We start from the raw sequence: 15,642 nt of genomic DNA, 5'->3' as shown, positions 1-15,642 counted from the left end.
CCAGTGATGGTTTTATTGTGGTTGAATTCTCGTCAACCACCAAAATCACGCCTGATATTGTTTAAGGAACATCTCGACACTTGAAGTAATGAGCACTTGCTTGTGTGCAGCATCCGGTGACGGCACATGACCAATGATTTGCGGCCAAAACGCAAAAGACTTAAGCAGACCAATGAACTGCGTGGAGGCGAATTGTGGGTCTAGTTCTACTAAACGACCGTCTGCCAACGCGGCTTTAATCCAGGTTGTAAGTCCACTTTCTGCTTGGGAATATTTTTCCATCGCTTGATGCGCCAGTTCTGCGTTATGGAAATACTCTGAGAACAAAACGCGTGACAGGTCGATGAAGCCTTCAGACTCAAGTAACTCAAGCTCTTGATTGGCTATCGAGGAAAGCTGTTCTTCAAGTGGCAGTTCTGCTTGATATGGGAAATGCGTTGCGGCCAGAGTTTTGCTCCAAATGCTGTCTAGAATCTCATCTAAAAGCAGTTCTTTGCTGGCAAAGTGATTGTATACGGTACGCTTTGATACTTCTGCGCGACTCGATATTTTATCCATGCTGGTGGCCTTGTAGCCATGCTCAGTAAACTCTGCGATAGCAGCGGCAACGATCGATTCACGTTTTCTTTGGCTCAGCGTTTTTTTTACAGTCATCGGGATACTACTCAATATGTCGCGGTTAGCATTACATACGCTAATTTTACACCAGTAAGTTTACTTTTAGAACACCAATCCGCGTATTGGTAATTCGGTCGAGAGCAACTGAATCGCTTTGCAATGCACGGTGGGTATCATAGAATCGAAAGTGTATTCGAATTTTATTGATATCAACGGAAGAGAATAAACAATCAATGAGTAGTATTTTAGAGTGTATTCGTACAGTTGGACGAGGAGAAAGAGGGCGTAAGCCTTTATCGTTCGAACAAGCCTACCGCATCATGGATGAGTATTTAAGCGGAGAAGTCGGTGACGACCAAATGGCTATGCTACTGATGTTGATTCGTGTGCAGAATGAAACCAATGAAGAGATCGCTGGCTTTGTAAAAGCGTTTCAATCTCGAGTGCCAGATTTAGGCGCTGATATTGATTGGCCGTGTTATGCAGGTAAGCGTAACGATAACGCCAGTGGCAAGCCTTGGAACTTGTTGGCGGCAAAAATCTTAGCTGACAATGGCTATAAAGTGTTAATGCATGGCTATATGGATAAGCCGAGCGGTAGGACGCACGTTGAAAGCCATTTGCAAGATGTCGGTGTGCAAAGTGCTGAGAGCCCTGAACATGCTAAGTCGATTCTTGAACAAGACGGCATTGCTTATTTACCGCTAGCTAACTTTGCGCCCGAAGCACAAACCATGATTGGTTGGAAACACCGCTACGGTTTGAGAACACCAATTAACACGGTAGTTCGAGCATTGAATCCTGGTGGTGGCCGTTTAGGTCTGCGTGGCAGTTTCCATCCTGGCTTTCCACAACTTCATGCGGAAGTTGAGCATGTTATCGGAAATAAATCCCACTCGGTGATTTCATTCAAAGGGATGAACGGTGAGTCGGAATATAATCCTAAAGTTAGCCAAACGGTATGGATGAGCTCTCCTGACAAAGTCGAATCGTTCTACTGGGAAGAGATGATGAACCTAGAGCTGCCACTTCCTAGTCAATGTGTACTTGGCACATCGGCTGAAGATATGGCGCTAATGGCGAATACCGTTGTCGACAGCATGACAGCCATTCTCTTTGCAGAAACGCACGATAAAACTGAGGCATACCAGAAAGCGGTGCGCCTGTGGCATGAGTATTGTGCGCGTTAGATGGTGGTTTGTAATCAATGAGAGAAGGTCAGCGAGCGCTGGCCTTTTTATACTTGATTTCTAGCAAGGGCTTTTCGTGAACGCCCAAACAATAAAGCTACTTCACTCGCATCAAGCGATGCATTTTGTCTTCGAACTGAATCTCAATCACCTGTGAGATTTTCATCTTATCAACACGATCAAGCATTCTCGCTTGGTAATCACGTTTTTTCATCCACTCTAGCGGTTCTTTAAAGCCATCTTCATTAATCACAAACGACTGATCGGTAATAGAGTCTTCAAAGATATGAACCACCCAAATGCGTGATTGGAAATCCAATAACTCACTAAAGTAGCTTTTTAACTTAGATAAGGAATTCGTTAGATACGTTTTAGGTGGGGTTTGGGAAGACATAGTAAACCGTATTTGGACAATGAAAATCGGCAAGGGCGCCGTCTGATCATTATAGCCTTTACCCGTTAGGCTTGTCAGGTCGAATTCGGCAGCCATTCACGGCTATTGCGCTTGCTAATGCTACTATGGCTGCCAGTTAGAGATTAACCAAATCAGTGTCGGATTCACTATTTAACGAATAGGCCGAAGTCGATCTCTTGTTCTCTTTGATATTTCACCAGCTTCACTTTTAGGTCGTGTTTTGCTGCTAAATCAATGGCTAAGCATGACATGCGTTTTATCTCATCAACGGAGCTTGATATCAGCGGTTTTTCTTGATTATCGATAGTGGCGATGAGTGTGTTTTCCGTGCCGTCGTTACCTGCGTAAATATACGCGTACATGTTGTTGTCGTGTTGCATAAACTTCCTAAAACGGGATTTCTAATTATTAGTGAGGTGAAGATTACAGGGTTTATTTACGCAGGCTAGCTCGGCTAAGTAAGGTTAAGCAAGGGAAAGTAAGGCTTTGTAAGGGCTCTTTTTTTCTTTTTTCTGGCGTTCGAAAACGTGCTCAACCCTTTGTTTGTCTCACTTTTTTGTCTTGTTAGGTTTTGCCTATCAATAAAATTGTTGAAATCCATTTAGTAAAATCAAGATTTTAGACAACAATTAACTTAACAAGATAGAAAATATATGACGCAAAGTATTTAGGGAGAACGCAATGCATTCTATTAAAGTGAAAGATTACATGACGCAGCAGGTTGTGACATTTACTCCTGATATGCCGTTAAGTCTAGCGTTAGACAAAGTGATGCGTAGCCACCATATGGGTGGGCCCGTAATCGATGATAACGAACAAGTGATTGGCTTCCTTTCAGAGCAGGATTTACTCGAGAAACTTGTGAAGGTCAGTTACTTCTGCCAAGACACACACCTTGTGGGTGACTGTATGTACCAAGAAGTGCTGTCGGTGTCACCTGACTTATCCATTATTGAATTGGCGGACATGATGCAGGTTGGAAAACCTAAAGCATACCCTGTGATCGATAATCGAAAACTGGTGGGTATTATCACCAGAACTGATGTTTTGAGAGCAATTGGCAAGAACTTGGAAGAATGCTTCAAACATCAGGTATAGTAGCGTGTTAAGAACGATTATTTTTCTCAATACTCTCAATTGAAAAAAGGCGCACTAGCGCCTTTTTTCTGTATAGCGCTTTTCTTGGTCGATCCTTTCTTTTTGGATCCCTAGCCAGTTGAACAGTTGAACAGTTGAACAGTTGAACAGTTGAACAGTTGAACAGTTGAACAGCTGATTAGGCTTTAGCTCTTGGGTATTCCAACTTTTGGAGGTTTCATGTCAAATCAAACGGCAAAGTTTGTTGAAGGTTCAACGATGCGCCACATATTGGTGATGTCGGGGGCTGGCTCTGTCGGTTTGATGGCGTTATTTGTGGTCGATCTGCTCGACATGCTGTTTATCAGTATGCTCGGACAGGTTGAATTGGCTGCTGCGGTAGGATTTGCAGGTACGCTGACTTTCTTTTCTACCTCCGTTTCTATCGGTACTTCCATTGCCATGGGCGCATTAGTGTCCAAAGCCATCGGCTCCAAGAATCAAGAGCACGCTCGAAACCTAAGCACCAGTATCATGCTGACTGCGTTTGTTATCAGTTCAACCATAACTGCAATCATGTTCGCTTATATTCCAGAGCTGCTAGCCGCGATAGGCGCCAAAGGCATTGCAGCCGAACGCGCTCAAGCTTACCTACAGATTTTGCTACCTAGTGGTCCATTTTTGGCGTTAGCGATGGCAGCGGGTGCGGGCTTAAGAGCGGCAGGTGATGCTAAGCGTTCGATGTGGGCAACTTTGTCTGGCGGCATTGTTAACGCGATTCTCGATCCTCTGTTTATTTTTGGTTTTGGTTGGAACATCGAAGGGGCGGCTATCGCTTCGGTTGTCGCTCGTTTCTCGGTGCTATTCTTTTCGCTTTATCCTCTTATTCGCAGCCATCAGCTGGTAGCTCCGCCTTCTTTTGTGCAATGGCGCATTAATATTCGACCAATATTGGCGATTGCGCTGCCTGCGATTATCACCAATACCGCAACGCCTATCGGTAATGCGATTGTAACAACGGGTATCGCACAATATGGTGAGGATTTTGTCGCGGGCTTTGCCGTGATAGGTCGTCTGACGCCAGTTTGTTTTGCGGTTATCTTTGCCTTGTCTGGCGCTGTGGGGCCAATCATTGGTCAGAACTTTGGTGCTGAACGCATGGACCGAGTAAAAGAAACACTCAATAACTCATTGCTGGTTACTACGGCATACACCATCGCTGTTTGTATTCTGTTGTACTTCGTTCAAGGTTATGTCATTCAAGGCTTTAGCTTACAAGGTGATGCAGCAATCATTGTGGCGGCTTTCTGTACCTATGTGGCGTTAACCTTCACCTTTAACGGTGCACTATTTGTTGCCAACACCTCTTTTAATAACCTAGGTAAACCGCTTTACTCGACAGCATTGAATTTGGGTAAAGCGACGTTAGGTACTCTGCCGTTCGTCTATCTAGGTTCGGAGTGGTATGGCGCTTTGGGTGTTCTCTATGGTCAAGCTTTGGGTAATGTTTTGTTCGGAATTTTAGGTATCTTGGTGCTTCGACATCATATCGCTGAACTGATGCAAGGATCTCAAGTTGATCCAGTGGAAGATGATGTGTCGATTGTCAGCTTGAACACTCAGCCATTCTGTTCACACGATGCGGTTCTTATTGATGATGTATCCGCTAACCGTGAAGAGTGTGCGGAGCTTAAATCTCAGTAAGCCATCGGCGCTGGCATAATATTTTTGTTTTCTTGAAAACTTCTTCTTGACCTTGGAGTAGCCTCCAAGGTTTATACTTTTGATGAACTTAAGGTTCTGTTGCTCGTAAGTTAGCAACAACCTCAAGGCTTTTGAGTATTAAGGAGATACATTATGTGCGCAAAACATGCAGCGTGCCGCTCAGCAAAAGTGGACGTTCAACCTCAAGCGGCAGGAGCAAGTTGCTCTAGCCCTAAAATTTCAAGCATCACAGCAGCAGGTACTTCATCTGGTTGTTGTAGCTCTTCTGCTGCTTCGTCATCGTCTGGAGATGATTGTTGTAGTTCGTCGGATAGTGGAGAAGAAGACAGTCAGTCCTCAACTTTATCTCTCGATGCCAAATTTTCGAAAAGTTGGCTGGTTGCCGGAATGGACTGCCCAGCTTGTGCAAGAAAAATAGAAAACGCGATCAGCAATATTGACGGTGTTATTCAAGCGAAGGTTCTCTTTGCTACCGAAAAGCTGGTTGTGAAATTCGATAATGAAAGCCTTGCTGACACCATTGAACAGGTCTCTATCAAAACGGGTTTCCCTCTTACGGAAGTCGGTTCAAAGAAAGAAAAACAACAACCTGAGACTTTTTGGCAAGCTTATATCCAACCTAATTTACAGATTATCGCGATTGCAGCGGCAATGCTGTTTGCGGCGCTTCTGAAAAGTACCTCTCCTCAATTAAGCGAAGGCTTGTTTACGGTAACTTGTCTGCTTGGTTTATATCCGGTGGCGAAGAAAGCGGTTCAGCTGGCGCGTTCAGGTACACCGTTTGCTATTGAAACCTTAATGAGTGTTGCCGCGCTGGGTGCTTTGTACCTTGGCGAAACTGCGGAAGCAGCGATGGTTCTATTGTTGTTCTTGATTGGTGAGCGCTTAGAAGCGTTTGCTTCATCAAGAGCAAGAAGTGGCGTTCAAGCTCTAATGGCATTGGTACCAGAAAACGCGACTAAGATCATCAACGGCGAGCGTGTAGAAGTAGCAGTCAGTGAACTGGTTCCAGGTGATGTGATTGAAGTGGCCGCGGGCTCTCGTTTACCTGCTGACGGCCAATTGATTACAGACGCGGCAAGCTTTGATGAAAGTGCGTTAACCGGTGAATCTGTTCCTGTTGAACACATCGAAGGCAATAGCATCATGGCTGGCGCTGTGGTGGTCGATAAAGTGGTTCGTATCACCATCACTTCAAAACAGGGTGAGAACGCGATCGATCGCATTCTTCATCTGATTGAAGAAGCAGAGTCTCGTAAAGCACCACTAGAGCGATTCCTCGATAAGTTCAGCCGTTGGTACACACCGTTAATGATGGTAGTGGCTCTGTTGGTCATCATCACACCACCATTGTTGTTTGCGCAGCCATGGGAAACATGGGTTTACCGTGGCCTAGCGCTATTGTTGATTGCTTGTCCGTGTGCCTTGGTTATCTCGACTCCTGCAGCGATTACCTCTGGCTTAGCAGCAGCAGCGAAACGTGGCGCGCTCATTAAAGGCGGCGCAGCGCTAGAGCAGCTTGGTAAAATCCAAACCATCGCCTTCGATAAGACAGGCACACTGACCGAAGGTAAGCCTCAGGTTACGGATATTCAACCTCTATCGGGGTGGCAACAAGACGCGATGCTGCGTGTGGTTGGGGCGATTGAAGTTGGCTCTACTCACCCGTTGGCGCAGTCACTTGTCGCTAAAGTAAAAGACCTGAATATTGAGATTCCTGAATCACACAACAAGAAAGCGTTGATTGGTAGTGGTGTTGAAGGGGATGTTGATGGTGTTAAGTATCAGGTTCTGTCACCGTCTAAAGTCACGTTCGAACTTGGTGCCGATGTGGTTTCTCAGGTAGAAGCATTAGAAGGTGAGGGCAAGACGGTTGTGGTTGCTCTTGAGGTTAAAGATCAAGAAGAATCAACAGAGCAAGCTACGACGGTGATTGGTCTGATTGCTTGGCAAGATACGTTACGCAGTGACGCTAAGCTTGCGATTGAACGACTTAATGAATTAGGTATTCAATCTATCATGTTGACCGGCGATAATCCGCGCAGTGCAGCAGCGATCAGTAGCAAGATTGGTATGCAGTACAAGGCAAGCCTATTGCCAAGCGACAAGGTATCTTACGTTGAGGAGTTATCTCAACAGTCGCACGTGGCGATGGTCGGTGATGGCATTAATGATGCACCAGCAATGAAAACGGCGAATGTCGGCATCGCAATGGGTGGTGGTACGGAGGTCGCTTTGGAAACGGCGGATTCAGCACTGACTCATAACCGTTTAACTGAGCTGCCAGCGATGATTGAACTGTCGCAAGCGACCATGAACAACATCCGTCAAAACGTAGCCCTTGCGCTTGGTTTGAAGGTCGTATTCTTGGTGACAAGCTTGTTAGGTATTACCGGTTTGTGGGTGGCAGTTTTAGCGGATAGTGGTGCAACTGCATTGGTGACATTGAACGCATTGCGTCTGCTTCGATTTAAATCTAAAGCGGACTAAATCGAGCTCACCGACATAGAGCATTCTTAATATAAAAGCGCCTTTAGCGGTAATACGTTAAAGGCGCTTTTTGTCTCATTAGTATGCAACATAGGCGTGCGGATTGCTTATTTTTGTGATGCCAATCGGTTTTTTGTGAAACTTGAATTATTGTTGCGATCATTCATGTGACATGTGTCACTTCATTTTGTAATGAGCTTGGTTAGAGTGTGTTCGTACCCCACGAATTTACTATGAGCTTAAATAAGGGTAAAAAGCCCAATAAGCCAAAAGGAGCGAACTATGTCTCAAGCTGTTTTCCACTTAGGTGTTACTGAAGCAGATCTTAACGGTGCTACTCTTGCGATCATCCCTGGTGATCCTGCTCGTGTGCAAAAAATTGCAGAAGAGATGGAGAACCCAGTATTCCTTGCTAGTCACCGTGAATACACGCTTTACCGCGCAGAGCTAGACGGCAAACCAGTTGTTGTATGTTCAACAGGTATTGGTGGTCCATCGACTTCTATCGCAGTTGAAGAGCTTGCTCAACTTGGTGTTCGCACTTTCCTACGTGTTGGTACGACTGGTGCTATCCAACCTCACGTAAACGTGGGTGACATGATTGTTTCTACAGGTTCTGTTCGTCTAGACGGCGCTAGCCTACACTTTGCTCCTATGGAGTTCCCAGCAGTGGCTGACTTTGAAGTTGCAACAGCAATGAAAGCGGCAGTTGATGAATCAGGTGCAACAGTTCACATGGGCGTAACGGCATCAAGCGATACGTTCTACCCAGGTCAAGAGCGTTACGACACGTTCTCTGGTCGCGTTGTTAAGCGCTTCCAAGGCTCTATGCAAGAATGGCAAGACATGGGCGTTCTAAACTTCGAGATGGAATCTGCAACACTGCTAACTATGTGTGCAAGTTCTGGTCTGAAAGCAGGTTGTGTTGCTGGTGTAATCATCAACCGTACTCAAAAAGAGACGCCTGATCACGACACTCTAAAAGTAACAGAAGCACGTTCAATCAAAGTGGTTGTAGAAGCCGCTCGTAAAATGCTTTAAGTCTTAAAGTGCTCTGAGTTTTAGAGAGCATTAAGTCTTCAAGTGACATTAAATTTTGAAAATGGCCGCATCGTATGATACGGCCATTTTTTTGTGCCGTCTGAAAGTAATCAATAGAGAAAATAGACAACAAAAAAGGCGAGTGACTTAATCGTCATTCGCCTTTTTAACAATCTGCTTAAGAGCATTGAGCTCTCATGAGCTTATTGGTTTTTAGTACTCTAGATCTTCACTGCCACCCGCAGCTGTAAACCATGCCGTTAGGTGTGTTTTAAGATCTTTCAATTCGTCAGGGCCAATCAATGCAAGGCCAAGATCTTCAGCTCGTGTGATGTCGTTATGGCGAAGAGGGCGGAAGCTCACTAACATTGCACGTGCTTGTAGGCCACCTAGCAGGTCTCTAAGCGATTCCAGTTTGTACAAGGTGTCATCACCATCATCACGCATGCCTTTGGTCTTACATTCGATGATGTGCAGCTTATTGTTCACCACAGAGGCAACATCAAGCTCGTTACGAACCTCACGTTCACCCAGTTGACGGTATACCTGAACATTCAAAGAACGGTCTTGAATGGTCGGCATGTCATCTTGGATCTGCTTAACTGTGCTGTGAACCAATGTTTCAAGCCATTCACCGTTTGAGAAGCGGCGCGCGTCTTCGTTGGCAAAGGTCAAAATACCATTGTCGTAAGTCGCAATTTTAGCTTCAACCAAATCGCTCAGCAGCATGTTGAGCTCGCGATAGCCTTGTTGCTTCTCAGATAGGCCTACATCAAGTTTTTGTTCTTTACGGCAGGTCGTTGCTAGGTAGTTCAATGTCGCAAGGCCAGGGCCTAGTTCGAGTGCGTTACTTGCCCAACGTTCACCCAGTTCATAAAGTTTCTGATCCAGTTGCGGAGACAGCTGAACATCGCTGAATTCACCGCGAGCACCGAACACAGTTAGGTAGTCGTCGATAGTGATGCGGTCTTGAACTTGTGCGTCTTCTTTACCATTAGGGTACAACCAGCAAAGCTTGTCGCTATTTGGTTCAACCACGAAGATTGGCCAGTGGTAAGTACGGAATACTTCGTACACAGAAAGTAGGCGGTGACGGAGGCCACAACTTGCGTTGAGCTTCACTTCTTGACCGCGTGCTTTGAGGTCTTCGGCAAGGGTTTGGATAGATTCTTTAATGACAGATGTATTTACGATGGTCGGAATTTCGAAAAACTCACTCGTAATGTCGCGCTTGTGCAAAACGCTGTCTAAACGTTTGTACATACTGACTTGATTTTTGTCACCGATAAACACGATGTGAGTGCTGACCGTTCGGTTATCAAGTAATGGGGTGAGCAAGCGAATGGGGTCTTGATCGATAATGCCAACATGAACAGCCATATAAATTCCTTAATAGCGGCTCGCTCATAAAGGTGAAAGAAAAAACGGGAAGCAGCAAGCCTTAATAATCATATAATGACAAAGCTCATAAAAAACAAGGGCAACCCTTGATAAAAGTTGCCCTAGCTCAATTAGTCACCACTATTGGGTAAAAAGTCTCAACAATCTCACTAAATATCTATCGATTCTTCATTTATCTATAGTTTGAATTGATGTACTAAATCACCTTGCTGATTCGCCAAAATTGTTAGGTTTTGGCTTGCCTCCGCAATTGAAGACATCGCTTGGTAACTCTTATCTGCGATGTGGTTGATGTCTTCGATGTTGCGTGCAATATCACCAGACGTTTCACTCTGCTCAGCGGCTGCTTGAGAGATGTGTGTACTCATGTGGCTGATCTCTAGAATCAAGGCTTGGATCTCTTCCATCGCACTGTTTGCACTTGAAGCTTGTTGAACCGACATGTCCATATCGCTCATACAGCTTTCAATTACGTTACTTGCAGTTTTCGAGCTTGATTGCAGATTGCTGATCATAGTCTCGATTTCAGAGGTTGATTGAGTGGTCTTCTGTGCTAGCACTCGTACTTCATCGGCAACGACTGCAAAACCACGACCTTGTTCACCTGCACGCGCTGCTTCGATTGCCGCATTAAGTGCAAGTAGGTTGGTCTGTTCAGCAATACCACGAATAACGTCAAGGATTGAACCAATCTGGCTACTCATCTGTTGTAGCTCGCCTACAGCGCCCACTGATTCAGTAAGGCGAACTTCAAGCTGATTAATGGTGCTGATGTTGGTGTTCATGATCTGACGACCAGACTCAGAAGCCGATTCTACTTGTTGAACCATGGTGAGTGAGCTTTGCGCGCTGTTCGCCACTTCTTGTACAGAATGAGACATCTCTGTCATTGCGGTCGCAACAGTCGCGGTTTGCTCACGTTGGCTGTTCAATTGAGCCTGCGTTTCAGATGACGTCTTCTGGTTGACGCTTGCAGTCTTAGTTAAGTCATCTGAAGCATCATTCAACTTCACAAGGATATTGTGCAGGTTGTCAGCCAAGGTGTTGATGTGACGGCTCACGCGGCTGAATTCGTTGTCGTAGCGAATATCGATACGCTGAGTCATATCACCTTCAGTTAGACCTTCTAATGTACCGAGGATGCGAGTTAATGGCTCTCGTACGCTGTGTGCAATGTGGTAACCAATCGCAGCAGCGAACACAGTCACAACAATGCCAATGGCAATCGCGTTGAATAGGCCTTTGTCGTAGATGCTGCTTGCGTCAGCGAGTGATGAGTTAAGTTGCTCTTCAGCGGTCACGTTGAATGAGTCCAAAACAGCCATCGCTTGGTCAACTTCTAGAGCTAGGTTAGCGATGTTCACGTACAACGCTTGTTTGGCTTGTAGGTAGTTGTTGTGTTTGTCTAGTACGCCACCTTTCTGACCAACGTCTTTGGTGAACTTCTGAACCGACTCATCGAAGACATTTTTAAGTGCTGGTAGTTGTGTTGATAGGCCGCGATAAGCGTAGTTAAGATGAATAACGGCCTTTTTGTTTTGGTTAACGGCTTTCTGAACGAAGGCAACATCAGAGCTCGCAAGTGCATCAGAGGTGATGACTTCTGCATCTTGCAGTTTAATGAAGTAGCTCTTTGCCATCACTTTTACAGAGATGCTTTTTTGGTCGGCGACGTACTCTTTCATGCCAACGGTTAATTCTGAATGTAAACGTTGGAAGTCACGAGAGGCTTTTTGCACTTGTTCTTGCGCTTCGAACATCGCAACGTAGTTGTTCATCGCTTCGTCAGCTTCGGCGAAGTAGCGTTCTTCCATTGCTCTTAATTGCGCGATACGTTCAATAAGTGAAGCATTGTTTTGGCTTGCCGCTTCTAAACTACCGAGAACTTCTGAAAACGAGTTTTGTGATGCAGCAAATTCTGTACGCATTGCAGACATGCGTTCAGCGTTTTGTGTGGTTAAGAAATCTTTGAATGACTTATCAGCAGAAAGCAATTGAACACTTGTTTGATTTGAAAGCGCAACAAGTGGCAATGAGGTTTCTGAGACACTCTCAAAATTGCTGTGTATCTGATTCATGCTGTTCATCATGATGGTTATCGTGACTGCGAACATGATGATGATCAGTGCGAAACCAGCGTACATACGCTTGATCACAGATCCCTTCATGGCTTTCTCCCTAAATAAAAATGCAGACCTAATGTCAGGTCAAAGTAAAACTAACAAAATTGTCAGCATTCTATTGAGCTCGGCTTACGCGTTTTATGACGCATACGTCAAAAATAACGCTCAGTTATAACCAACATGCCATTCTTGAGAGCTAAGGCTCGTTTTCTTTGATTTGAACGGTGTTTTTTATTATGCTTTAAAGCAGATTTATTGTGGTTTGATGCGGCATAGCGCATACTCAAAGCATTAAAAAATAAATGTTTTATCGGAGAGAAACATGGCTGAAGAAACCATTTTTACTAAGATCATCAACAAAGAAATCCCAGCAGATCTACTATACCAAGACGATTTAGTAACCGCATTCCGCGATATTAACCCTCGTGCGCCAAGCCATATCCTAATCATCCCAAACAAGCTGATTCCGACAACCAACGATGTTGAAGTCGAAGATGAAGCGATGATGGGGCGCATGTTTACTGTTGCTCGTAAGTTAGCAAAAGAAGAAGGCATCGCAGAAGATGGCTATCGTCTTATCGTGAACTGTAACTCTCACGGTGGCCAAGAGGTTTATCATATTCACATGCACTTGGTTGGCGGCCGTCCACTTGGCCCCCTATTAATGAGCTAATAAAAAGTTAATGAGCTAATGAAAAGCTAACGAGTTAATGAAAGCTAATGAGCTAGTTTAAACGCGCTCATTAGTGGGTTAACACAAGTAGTTAGTTGGAAAATTTGTAGTTTGTATGCCAACTTTAAGTTCTATCTGTTGTCTGAATGTCGGCATCGCTTAGGCAGAGGCTAAATCAGTAGGGTTTCAACTGGCTTGAGATCCTTTTTACAACGCGTTTCGTTTTGATAATGAGACCATTAAAGGTCAGCTGACCCTAATAAAGTAGGCATTTTAAACATGCACGGAGACGATAAGTGAAGCAACAGTTTAGATTCGCTTCCATTGCCCTGTTATCGGCGTTGACCGTAGGTTGTGCGAGTATGTCTGCAGGAAGCCTGTTCAGTCATTACAGCGCACAAAACAAAGCGATCTACCAAGCCGTTAAATCTGGAGATTATTCAGAGGCTCAGCAAGAGCTACCAGATTACGCGGCAGGCGACATCCTTGATAACTTTGAAAGAGGCAGAATTAATCTGCTGGATCAAAAATACCCTGAGAGTAAGGCTTCGTTTGAAGTGGCTGATCAGGCGGTTACTGAGCAGCAACGCAAAGCCGTGATCTCAATCTCAGACAGTGCAACCAGTGTGGGTGCGTTGGCTGTGAATGACAATATTACCGAGTATGTGCCAGCCGATTATGAGTTGGGCTTTCTTCATCTATATCTCGGTTTAAATTACCTCAAGAAAAACGACTTAGAAGGTGCGGTGATCGAAATGCGTCGCGCCAACCAAGTTCAAGAACAAGCGAAGAAGCAACGCGAAGCAGAATTAGACAAAGCAGCCAGCGATGCGAAGAAGCAAGGCTTGTCTGCCAATGTGGGTAGCATCCTTGCTAATTACCCTGATGCGGGTAAAAAGCTGCAGTCAGTACAGAATGCGTATCTGATGTTCTTGTCTGGTCTGCTTTATGAAGCGTCAAATGACTTAAACAGCGCCTACGTTGACTATCGTCGTGCTTTGGCTGTGATGCCAGAGAACCAAGAAATCATCGATAGAACCATGGCAACAGCCGCTCGTTTAGGGATGCGACAAGATTTAGCGACGTTAGAAAAACGCTATAAGCAATCTTCTAAACTTAGTGCAGGTGAAGGGCGAGTGATTGTTCTTCAAGAGCAGAGCGCTGTACAAGCTATGGACAGTTGGCGACTGGATTTACCTGTTTATGACAGTCGCGATCAGGGGGCAATATACTCTCTTGCGCTGCCATATTACCCAAGTCAAAACGTAGAGCGCTTTTCTGCCTTGCGAATCAGCGGACAGCCGCTACAAGAACATTTGATCACTGATGTAAACGCGATGGCGCAGAACGATCTATCTGAACGTATGACGAGCATTGTTATTCGCCAAGCGCTACGTGTAGTCGCGAAAGATCGCATTCGTAAAGAGGCAACCAAAGGCGATGATGTCGGTAATATTCTGTTCAACGTGTGGAACACACTGACAGAGCAACCAGACACTCGTAGTTGGCAATCATTACCTGCAGAGATTAAGAGCAGCACGTTTGTAGCAAACAGCGGTCAATATACGTTGGAAGCGGGCGCTAAAACGTACGACTTTGATATTCGAGGAGGGCAGACCACCTTGGTGTGGATTTCTCGACAAGGAAACAATGCAACAATGTGGCATAAACAGCTAGGGAGGCTGTAATGAAAAAGTGGTTAGTGAGCTTAGCAGCGGTTATGGCTCTGGCTGGTTGTGCTGATAATACAGCTGGCGTAAGGGTCGATAGTCTGACTCAGAACGTTTTCTTTGGTGACAAGGTATTGGGCAGCCGTTTACAGGTTGAAGATATTCGCACCGATCTGGTCGACGGTCATACGCGAGGAATCGTTCGTTTAAACAGTAACTATAAAGGCGATCAACATATTCTTTATCGTTTTTACTGGTACGACGATGCCGGGCTTGAGGTCAACCTTAAACAAGGTCCTTGGAAGCAAGCGATTGTTCGTGGTTTTGAAAGTATTTCGTTGTCGGAAGTGTCGGTAAACCCGAAAGCGACTCAGTTCAGAGTCCAGTTCCGAGAGCAGTAAGTTAGATTAAACGGGTCTCATGATTCGTAAATACAAGAATTTAAGAGTGTGGGTAACCCCGCTCAGTGATAAGTTGAGGAAACAAAATGAAAAAGAGTGTCGTTGCGCTACTAGGTTTAGCGGTTATTTTAGGCGGTTGTTCAAACAAGGTAAGCTACGGTGATGCACAAGCAGTAGAAACCACGACAATCGATTTCGGTTCAACTGACCTTCAAACGATTGCGGGTGAAATGGTCGATAGCATGATGGCGTCTGGTTCAGTGTCTTACATTACTCGTGAGCAACGTCCAATCGTGTTCGTAGAGCGAATCAAGAACAAGACAAGTGAGCACATCGATACTGAGTCAATCACTGACACTATCAGTACTAAAATGCTGAATTCTGGTAAGTTCCGTTTCGTTGATATGGACCGTGTAGAGTCTGTTCGTGACCAATTGAACTTCCAAAATAATGATGAGCTTGTAAACCAAAGCTCAGCAATTCAATTCGGTAAAATGGTCGGTGCTCAATACATGCTGTACGGCAACCTATCAAGCATCGTTAAGAAAGACGGTAGCGACGAAGACGTTTACTACAAAATGACGATGCGTCTAATGGATCTTGAGTCTGGCTTGATTGAATGGGCTGACGAGACTGAAATCCGTAAGCAACAATCCAAGAGCCTACTAGGCCTTTAATTTCGCTTACTTGCCAACTAAACGCAGCCAGTTTTGACCGCGTCTAGTCTTGGCAACGCATAGCTTGGCCACACATAGCTTGGTCACACGCCAATGCAGTGCATGATGTGCTGTTTATGAAGAGACACTGGCTTTTGGTCA

The 15,642-nt window shown here is 45.1% G+C and carries 14 protein-coding genes; 9 read left to right on the top strand and 5 right to left on the bottom strand.

Translation table 11 applies throughout. The annotated features are described in order from the left end of the window. Window positions 1-45 precede the first annotated feature (45 nt). Window positions 46-654, bottom strand: coding sequence for a TetR/AcrR family transcriptional regulator (locus ACED41_RS06365; protein WP_017066785.1), 609 nt, complete (start codon window positions 652-654; stop codon window positions 46-48). Between the two features lie 167 nt (window positions 655-821). Here ACED41_RS06365 and ACED41_RS06360 point away from each other — a divergent pair, with 167 nt between their 5' ends. Continuing rightward, window positions 822-1,808, top strand: a complete 987-nt coding sequence (locus ACED41_RS06360; RefSeq protein WP_081324522.1) for a glycosyl transferase family protein — start codon at window positions 822-824, stop codon at window positions 1,806-1,808. Window positions 1,809-1,905: 97 nt separating this feature from the next. On the opposite strand, the gene ACED41_RS06355 is transcribed toward ACED41_RS06360, so the two are convergent. Both ACED41_RS06355 and ACED41_RS06350 read right to left on the bottom strand, forming a co-directional pair. Beyond that, a complete protein-coding gene (locus tag ACED41_RS06355; RefSeq protein ID WP_029235295.1) occupies window positions 1,906-2,202 on the bottom strand; it encodes a hypothetical protein in 297 nt (98 codons plus the stop codon). A gap of 167 nt (window positions 2,203-2,369) precedes the next feature. Further along, on the bottom strand, window positions 2,370-2,603 hold the full coding sequence (locus tag ACED41_RS06350) for a hypothetical protein (protein ID WP_371724663.1): 234 nt from the start codon (window positions 2,601-2,603) through the stop codon (window positions 2,370-2,372). A 301-nt stretch (window positions 2,604-2,904) separates the two neighbouring features. On the opposite strand from ACED41_RS06350, the gene ACED41_RS06345 reads away from it, so the two are divergent. From ACED41_RS06345 to udp, 4 genes are all read left to right on the top strand, one after another. Then, entirely contained in the window at window positions 2,905-3,321 is a 417-nt protein-coding gene (locus ACED41_RS06345; RefSeq protein WP_017060213.1) for a CBS domain-containing protein, read from the top strand. 219 nt (window positions 3,322-3,540) lie between these two features. Continuing rightward, on the top strand, window positions 3,541-5,004 hold the full coding sequence (locus ACED41_RS06340; RefSeq protein ID WP_371724662.1) for an MATE family efflux transporter: 1,464 nt from the start codon (window positions 3,541-3,543) through the stop codon (window positions 5,002-5,004). 153 nt (window positions 5,005-5,157) lie between these two features. Continuing rightward, window positions 5,158-7,515, top strand: coding sequence for a zinc/cadmium/mercury/lead-transporting ATPase (locus tag ACED41_RS06335; RefSeq protein ID WP_371724661.1), 2,358 nt, complete (start codon window positions 5,158-5,160; stop codon window positions 7,513-7,515). Between the two features lie 282 nt (window positions 7,516-7,797). Beyond that, complete coding sequence (gene udp, locus ACED41_RS06330; protein WP_017065292.1) at window positions 7,798-8,556, top strand: uridine phosphorylase; 759 nt, start codon at window positions 7,798-7,800, stop codon at window positions 8,554-8,556. A 213-nt stretch (window positions 8,557-8,769) separates the two neighbouring features. Here the strand turns inward: udp and ACED41_RS06325 are convergent, their stop codons facing one another. Together ACED41_RS06325 and ACED41_RS06320 are read right to left on the bottom strand one after the other, a co-directional pair. Then, the gene (locus ACED41_RS06325) at window positions 8,770-9,936 is read right to left on the bottom strand and encodes a DUF1887 family protein (protein ID WP_017065293.1); all 1,167 of its coding nucleotides are present in this window, start codon (window positions 9,934-9,936) and stop codon (window positions 8,770-8,772) included. A 197-nt stretch (window positions 9,937-10,133) separates the two neighbouring features. After that, complete coding sequence (locus ACED41_RS06320) at window positions 10,134-12,125, bottom strand: methyl-accepting chemotaxis protein (protein ID WP_371724660.1); 1,992 nt, start codon at window positions 12,123-12,125, stop codon at window positions 10,134-10,136. 277 nt (window positions 12,126-12,402) lie between these two features. On the opposite strand from ACED41_RS06320, the gene hinT reads away from it, so the two are divergent. The 4 genes from hinT to lpoB all read left to right on the top strand — a co-directional run bounded on the left by hinT (window position 12,403) and on the right by lpoB (window position 15,501). After that, complete coding sequence (gene hinT, locus ACED41_RS06315; protein ID WP_017065295.1) at window positions 12,403-12,753, top strand: purine nucleoside phosphoramidase; 351 nt, start codon at window positions 12,403-12,405, stop codon at window positions 12,751-12,753. 296 nt (window positions 12,754-13,049) lie between these two features. Next, window positions 13,050-14,441 carry a COG3014 family protein gene (locus tag ACED41_RS06310; RefSeq protein ID WP_371720824.1) on the top strand — a complete coding sequence of 464 codons (1,392 nt, stop codon included), beginning with the start codon at window positions 13,050-13,052 and terminating at the stop codon, window positions 14,439-14,441. Continuing rightward, entirely contained in the window at window positions 14,441-14,824 is a 384-nt protein-coding gene (locus ACED41_RS06305; protein ID WP_017060222.1) for a YcfL family protein, read from the top strand. Before ACED41_RS06310 ends, ACED41_RS06305 begins: the two co-directional genes overlap by 1 nt. A gap of 86 nt (window positions 14,825-14,910) precedes the next feature. Further along, a complete protein-coding gene (gene lpoB, locus ACED41_RS06300; RefSeq protein WP_004736264.1) occupies window positions 14,911-15,501 on the top strand; it encodes a penicillin-binding protein activator LpoB in 591 nt (196 codons plus the stop codon). Window positions 15,502-15,642: the final 141 nt, after the last annotated feature.

Origin of the sequence: Vibrio sp. 1F255, from assembly GCF_041439145.1 — a bacterium.
Taxonomy (GTDB): domain Bacteria; phylum Pseudomonadota; class Gammaproteobacteria; order Enterobacterales; family Vibrionaceae; genus Vibrio; species Vibrio crassostreae_C.
This window is presented reverse-complemented; position numbering and strand designations above follow the sequence as displayed.

Excerpts from the sequence above, each read along its gene's own strand:
- udp (WP_017065292.1), top strand. The coding sequence starts at position 7,798 with ATGTCTCAAGCTGTTTTCCACTTAGGTGTTACTGAAGCAGATCTTAAC.
- ACED41_RS06305 (WP_017060222.1), top strand. The coding sequence starts at position 14,441 with ATGAAAAAGTGGTTAGTGAGCTTAGCAGCGGTTATGGCTCTGGCTGGT.
- ACED41_RS06320 (WP_371724660.1), bottom strand. The coding sequence starts at position 12,125 with ATGAAGGGATCTGTGATCAAGCGTATGTACGCTGGTTTCGCACTGATC.
- ACED41_RS06345 (WP_017060213.1), top strand. The coding sequence starts at position 2,905 with ATGCATTCTATTAAAGTGAAAGATTACATGACGCAGCAGGTTGTGACA.
- ACED41_RS06335 (WP_371724661.1), top strand. The coding sequence starts at position 5,158 with ATGTGCGCAAAACATGCAGCGTGCCGCTCAGCAAAAGTGGACGTTCAA.
- ACED41_RS06365 (WP_017066785.1), bottom strand. The coding sequence starts at position 654 with ATGACTGTAAAAAAAACGCTGAGCCAAAGAAAACGTGAATCGATCGTT.
- hinT (WP_017065295.1), top strand. The coding sequence starts at position 12,403 with ATGGCTGAAGAAACCATTTTTACTAAGATCATCAACAAAGAAATCCCA.
- lpoB (WP_004736264.1), top strand. The coding sequence starts at position 14,911 with ATGAAAAAGAGTGTCGTTGCGCTACTAGGTTTAGCGGTTATTTTAGGC.
- ACED41_RS06355 (WP_029235295.1), bottom strand. The coding sequence starts at position 2,202 with ATGTCTTCCCAAACCCCACCTAAAACGTATCTAACGAATTCCTTATCT.
- ACED41_RS06325 (WP_017065293.1), bottom strand. The coding sequence starts at position 9,936 with ATGGCTGTTCATGTTGGCATTATCGATCAAGACCCCATTCGCTTGCTC.
- ACED41_RS06350 (WP_371724663.1), bottom strand. The coding sequence starts at position 2,603 with ATGCAACACGACAACAACATGTACGCGTATATTTACGCAGGTAACGAC.
- ACED41_RS06340 (WP_371724662.1), top strand. The coding sequence starts at position 3,541 with ATGTCAAATCAAACGGCAAAGTTTGTTGAAGGTTCAACGATGCGCCAC.